Raw genomic sequence first — 4,656 nt, 5'->3', positions numbered from 1 at the left:
ATCGGTGCACACTCCTTCGGTCGCCGGTGGATATCCGCCTTTGTAGTAAGCGTTCCTGTAGATGGGGTGGCGCTCGGCCTCAGCCCTGGCGCCATGCACAATATCATCGAGGTCATCGATACCGTCACCGTCCTGGTCGTGATGGCTAAGGGTTCTCGGAACAACTAACGGAGGACCGGTGACATCGCTCGCGCCGCCGAAAAATCGTATCTCCCTCCCAATCAGTGAGACGGGGCGAAAAAGGCCGTTATAGAGCAAAAGGGCAACCGCAATCGTGCCCACCACTACGAGCACGACAAATCCTGCAGTTAACCACTTCTTAAGGTTTGCGTTCATCTAAGCTTTCTCAAAATCGGCTTTACCCGCGCCGCAGACAGGACATACCCAGTCATCGGGGATATCCTCAAACGCGGTTCCCGGAGCTATCCCCGAATCGGGGTCCCCCATCTCGGGATCATATACATAACCGCACACCGTACACACATATTTATCCATGCGCTTCTCCAATGTCTTCAGTTCCTCTACCGGTTCTTCCTTGATATAGGTCGGTGCCGTCTTCGGGGCCGTTCCCCGTTTTACCTCATGATAGTAGGCATAGGTCATGGGCTCGGCACTGCTCAGCGCCTCGGCATCGGTTATCCGGCCGAGGAAGATAGTATGGCTCCCGCAATCAAGGCTGCCGACCACCTTAGCCTCCAAATACCCCACAGTGTCATCCATAAGAATCGGCGCCCCGTTTGTACCGAGTTTATAGTTCATATCCTTGAACTTATCCAACTCCCTCCCCGACTTAAAGCCGAAATTCCCGATAGTCGTCATCGGGACCTCTTTGGCCAGGATCGAGACAGTAAATACACCGCTGTCGCTGATGAACTCGTGGGTAAGGTTCTGCTTGTTTATACTAACGGCGATCGTGGCGGGCTCGGACGTTATCTGAAACACCGCATTCGCGATCTGCCCGTTGAACTTATCCCCTTTCTTGGAACTCACGATATAGAGTCCGTAGCTTATTTTATGTAAGACTTTGTTATCCATGATTTTTCTCCTTTTCGGGTCTTATACCTATATACCGGACAGCGCACCTTGATAAAACAAGAGGGTCCCTGCTTAGTAACGGGCACTATCTTCTTTCCCAGCGTCTTCTATAACGTTCACAAGCAACTTCCCGGAAAACTCGATGTCCTTAAGATTGAGATGACTGACCACGTCACGCGGCGAGTGGTAGGTGGTGTCCTTGGCGCAATAGAGCCATACGCTCGGTATTCCGGCCTTCTCAAACGACTCGTGGTCGCTCCATTCGGGCGCTTTGTCGTAGATCATCTTCACGCCCATGTCTTTTGCCTTTTGCATAAAGGTATAGCACAGCGATTTCGGGGCCCGCCCCAGCGAGCGCGCCATAAAGGTGTTGCCGTACCCGACCATGTCGACCGAGACCATACCGATTATGCTTTTCTTTTCTTCCGCGCTGAGGTGCGAAACATAATAGCGCGAGCCGAGGTGATGCTGGTCCAACGCTCTATTGCCGTATTCCTCCGCGCCAAACACGATCAAGCGCAATGTACACGGCGGCGCTTGTTGCTTAAATACGCTGGCAAGCTCCAGAACTGTGGCCGCACCCAGAGCGTTATCATTTGCGCCGACCGTCTTCGAGACCGAATCGATGTGCCCCCCGACGACAAACACTTGCTCGGGATGCACCGACCCCGGGATATCGACAATCAGGTTCTGACAAGTACGTTTGGTAGGCAACAAAAACTCCTGCCTTTTAACGGTATACCCCATGCTCTCAAGCACACCTTCGGCATAGTCGGCCGCAGCACGCTCCTTGGCAGAGCCCTCGGGACGCGGGCCGAAGGCGGTTATTGCTTCCGTATATTTAAGCGCCTGCCGCGCATCATATGACGGCGGCACCGGCAGAGTAGTCGTAGTAGGCTGCATTATGGTGGTAGTCGTTGGGGGCAGCGAGGTGGTCGTTGCAACCGCTTTGGACGCAATCTCTTCGCTCTGCTTTGATCCGGAATCTCCCGACGTACAGCCCGATACATAGAGAGCGCTTAGCAAAACACCAAGTAAAACAACTACAGCAAGAGCTAACCTACGTAAAACTGAATCATGCAGAAATCGATCGCTGGGTTCGTTGAATATTGGGAATCTCACCTGGGAATCTCACCTCATCCGCCGCGTTATCCGGGTTATACTGTGCTATAGTTTATAATAACATCCAGCAGACGGTTCCGAGCTGGTAATCTGGTGATCTCACATGATGTTCGATACGTTTTTTACCCCAATTATCTGGATGCTTGCCCTTTTAATTACAGGGCTTATTTTGCTAAGGCGCCATGCCATGCATAAAGAATATAAATGGGGATGGTACGTCGTGTTGGCGGCGACAGTCATCCTCTACCTCCTGAGCACTGAACCTATTGCCAATTTGTTGGTGTACCCTTTAGAAAAACAATCCGCAAACTTCAGCCCAAAGGATATCCAAAATGCCGATGTGATTGTTATCCTCGCAGGCGGAGTCTCATCGGCCGATGGATTCCGTACACATCCGCAACCCGTTGCCTGGAGCAGGATGACGGCGGGAATAGGATATTTCAAACAGTCAAAGGCAACCTGCCTGGTCCTCTCGGGCGGAGGGGGAGACCCCGGTGAAAGCGAGGCCGATGCAATGCGCTACTGGGCTAGAGCATTGGGTGTGTCGCCTGAGGAAATCATCCTCGAGACGCATTCCAAAAATACCGAGCAAGAAGCCATAGGGGTTAAGAAACTGCTACCGAACAAACCCGAGCCGGCAATCGGCCTGGTCACGTCCGGTCTACACATGTGCAGGGCACAGTATATCTTCAAGAAGCACTTCAAGCAAGTGATACCTCTCCCCTCCGATTTCTCGTACAATCCGTTCAGGTTTGGCTTGAGATCGCTTATTCCCTCATCCTACGCATTAGTAAAAAGCACCGAAAGCATGCATGAGATAGTCGGCCTGCTCTGGTATAAAATACAAGGTTAGGCCTACCCGAACAATCCCGATTCGTATAAGCAATCGCTAAGTAAAAAAGCGCCCACAGATAACGTGTGGGCGCCCTTATAAAAACCGGTGCTAACCGGATTACCTTAGCGCAATGTCGACATACTTCGAGGTGCCATCAGAAATCTCTATCCTGAGGCGCCAATTTCCCTCAGACAACCCTTTGGTCTTGAGATTAAAGATATACCCTCCGCAATCCGCATCGTATCTGAAGAGGTTATCCTTTGTCGCCCCGGAGGTTGACACTGCCGCTATCTCCTCACCCGGCCCGTTTTCGTCGATCATAGAGAGATAAAGCCTGGCTATTGCATCAGTTACCGGATTACCGTCGCCATCCTTCAGCTCAAACTTCACCGGCAGGTCACGCCCAAGATTGAAGGCGCTATGTCCTCCGTCATCGATCGGCCTGAGAATGCCACTAAAATCATAGGCAATGTAATACGTTACCGTTTGCTCCGTCACGTTGCCCGCATAATCCACCGCTCTTACGGTAAAACTCTGCGGTCCAGCAGCTGATCGGCTGCTAAGCATACCCATGGCAACTATACCGGTGTCGGTGGCAATACCCAGAACGGTATCTGTAGCAATCCCTGAAACGGTATCCGTAGCTGTCCAATCAACCGGAATCGTCTGACCAAGAAGATATTGAGCCCCCTCCAGAGGAGACAACATCGAAATAACCGGCGGTGTCTTATCGATATTTACCGCAAGCTGCTGTGCGACTTCACAATTCCCAGTGCTGTCGATAGACCTGTAAAAGACCACCGACTGCCCCTCAGATGAGAGCACGACCGGCCCGTTACTTATATTCCAGCTTACGCCATCAAAGCTATACTCTGTCCGCGCTACACCAGAGCCGCCCTCGTTATCGGTCGCAGCAAATCGAACCGTAACATCCGAGGTAAACCACCCGTTTTCCCCTGCAGTCCCATCAAGGGCCGCCACGGTCACCGGCGCCGTCACATCGTTGCAACGGTCATGGATAAACACATCCCACGCGTTATTGGTATCTGAAGCTACCAGATTGATTGCAAACGATGAGAACCCCACAAAGCGGCCGTTGGAGCTGACACATATGCTGCCACACCAGCCATTACCCTGGTCGCCCTCGCACGAGACATCCACACGCTCGATCTCACCCGTCGAGCGGTCACGAACAAAGATATCGGTGGCTCCATTGGTATCGCCGGCCACCAGGTTGTTCGCCGGCGAAGAAAACGCCACGTAGTTTCCGTCTCCGCTGATCGCCGTACCAAAGCTCGAGTTATTTGCCTGCGTTCCTGTTTTCATGACATTCGCACGCTCTATCGAACCTGTAGAGCGATCGCACACAAACACATCGGTTTTGCTGTTCGTATCACCCGCCACCAGATTGTTCGCTGCCGATGTGAAGGCGACAAAGCGTCCATCCAAACTAATTGATGGATTATCGCTCCATCCATTTGGATTTTTCCCTATGCACTCGGTCGTTCCCATAACGCAGTCCCGGACGAAGATGTCCGATGCTCCGTTGATGTCACCAGCGACAAGGTTGCCCGCCGCTGATGAGAATGCGATATAGCGACCGTCTGCGCTGATTGCCGCGTTGAAGCTTGAGTTGTTTGCCTGGGCGCCCGCACTTGAAACGT

4 protein-coding genes and 1 pseudogene are annotated in these 4,656 nt (G+C 52.4%); 1 reads left to right on the top strand and 4 read right to left on the bottom strand.

Annotated elements, in window-relative coordinates:
• The 3 genes and pseudogenes from ACYC56_RS12325 to ACYC56_RS12315 form a co-directional block, all read right to left on the bottom strand.
• A pseudogene (locus ACYC56_RS12325) lies at positions 1-336 on the bottom strand (hypothetical protein); the annotation flags it as partial.
• Positions 337-1,035: a rubredoxin gene (gene rd, locus ACYC56_RS12320; protein ID WP_461374477.1), complete on the bottom strand. Its 699-nt coding sequence runs from the start codon at positions 1,033-1,035 to the stop codon at positions 337-339.
• A gap of 72 nt (positions 1,036-1,107) precedes the next feature.
• Complete coding sequence (locus ACYC56_RS12315) at positions 1,108-2,157, bottom strand: M28 family metallopeptidase (RefSeq protein ID WP_461374476.1); 1,050 nt, start codon at positions 2,155-2,157, stop codon at positions 1,108-1,110.
• Positions 2,158-2,260: 103 nt separating this feature from the next.
• Here ACYC56_RS12315 and ACYC56_RS12310 point away from each other — a divergent pair, with 103 nt between their 5' ends.
• Positions 2,261-3,010 (top strand): YdcF family protein, encoded by a 750-nt coding sequence (locus ACYC56_RS12310; RefSeq protein ID WP_461374475.1) that lies wholly within the window; start codon positions 2,261-2,263, stop codon positions 3,008-3,010.
• A 99-nt stretch (positions 3,011-3,109) separates the two neighbouring features.
• Here ACYC56_RS12310 and ACYC56_RS12305 read toward each other — a convergent pair.
• Positions 3,110-4,656, bottom strand: a 1,547-nt coding sequence (locus ACYC56_RS12305) for an OmpL47-type beta-barrel domain-containing protein (RefSeq protein ID WP_461374474.1), incomplete at its 5' end; no start/stop codon positions are given.

It is taken from the genome of Candidatus Aquicultor sp., from assembly GCF_054640775.1.
This window is presented reverse-complemented; position numbering and strand designations above follow the sequence as displayed.

What these genes read in the sequence shown, in the direction of transcription:
- rd (WP_461374477.1), bottom strand. Translation starts at nt 1,035, where the DNA reads ATGGATAACAAAGTCTTACATAAAATAAGCTACGGACTCTATATCGTG.
- ACYC56_RS12310 (WP_461374475.1), top strand. Translation starts at nt 2,261, where the DNA reads ATGATGTTCGATACGTTTTTTACCCCAATTATCTGGATGCTTGCCCTT.